Source organism: Limnospira sp. (genome assembly GCF_051859755.1).
In the GTDB taxonomy this organism is placed as follows: Bacteria; Cyanobacteriota; Cyanobacteriia; order Cyanobacteriales; family Microcoleaceae; genus Limnospira; species Limnospira fusiformis.
Genome location: NZ_JBIMLI010000179.1, coordinates 1 through 1,398, shown reverse-complemented (window position 1 = coordinate 1,398; position 1,398 = coordinate 1). Strand labels below are relative to the sequence as shown.

Annotated in this window: 1 protein-coding gene; it reads left to right on the top strand. The window is 44.1% G+C overall.

All coding sequences use genetic code 11. The features are described 5' to 3' along the window. Positions 1-404 precede the first annotated feature (404 nt). Positions 405-1,307, top strand: a complete 903-nt coding sequence (locus ACTIE0_RS21465) for a pre-peptidase C-terminal domain-containing protein (RefSeq protein WP_006625568.1) — start codon at positions 405-407, stop codon at positions 1,305-1,307. Positions 1,308-1,398 lie beyond the last annotated feature (91 nt).

Below are 1,398 nucleotides of genomic sequence, written 5' to 3'. Positions count from 1 at the left end.
ATAATCAGGATGGTTATTGATACCTGATTCTACATTACCATAAATGCGGAAAATTAACCGGCTTTTTCACAGAAACCTGATTTATCACGGCTGGGGAAGTTGGGCCCGGCTGCGCTTCACCCAACCTACAATGGGAAAGTTGGGTTTCCCTGCGCTTCACCCAACCTACAATGGTACACTGGAGAAGTTGGGCCCGGCTGCGCTTCACCCAACCTACAATGGTACACTGGAGAAGTTGGGCCCGGCTGCGCTTCACCCAACCTACAATGGTAGGGGAAGTTGGGCCCGGCTGCGCTTCACCCAACCTACATATTCGCCTAACCTACAATGGGAATGGACAATTGACGACTAATTGGCGATAATCTAGTGGTGAACATTAATCCTCTGCTGGGAAAAGGCTTTTTATGCTTACCCTTGAAACTTTATTTGATGAAGGGTTTTATTTGGCACAAAATCAGGACGTTAAAGATGCGATCGCTAACGGGGTTTTTGAGACCGCCTTTGAGCATTTTTCTCGCTATGGACAATTTGAAGGACGAACACCTAACCCGATTTTTGATGGGGAATTTTATCTGGCACAAAATCCCGATATTCAGTCGGAAGTAGAGGCGGGAATTACCACTGCAGCGGCTCATTTTGTTAATATTGGACAAACGGACAACCTCAGCCCTAATCCCTTTTTTGACCCGGTTTTTTATCTACAACAAAATCCTTCAGTCGCTCAGGGAGTAGCTAACGGGGAATTTACGGCATTTGAGCATTTTTTCAAAATCGGACAATTTCAGGGGTTGAACCCTAGCGAGTCCTTTGATACGGAGTTTTATCGCGATCGCAATTTTGATGCTGTTCAGGGTATAGAAGAAGAGATAATTGGCAGCCTTTTTGAGCATTTTTTTCGGTTTGGTTCGCCGTTGGGGAGGTTGGGCGCACCCCCACAGTTCGGCGATGACCTCAGTAATGCGATCGCTTTAGATACTCTCTTGGGAAGTCGGACTATAGTTAACTCGGTTACGGATGATAACCCGGTCAATATTTATGAATTTATCATTCCCAATAATGGCAGTGAGTTTAGCCTATTTCTGCACGGTTTAAAAGCGGATGCTAATGTGGATTTAATCCAAGATTTTAATCAAAATCAAGCGGTTCAACCTGATGATATTATCGCCTCTTCAAATAACCCGGCTTTGGCTACAGAATCTATTGAGATTGACCTATTGCCACGGGGAACCTACTTTGTGCGGGTTTCTCAGTTTCAGGGGGAAACTATTTATGCCTTGGAATTGTCAGCCATTCCCCTGGATATTTGAACCCAAGGGGTAACTGTTAATTATTAATTATTAATTATTAATTATTAATTATTAACGGGGAACCTACTTTGTGCGGGTTTCTCAGTTTCAG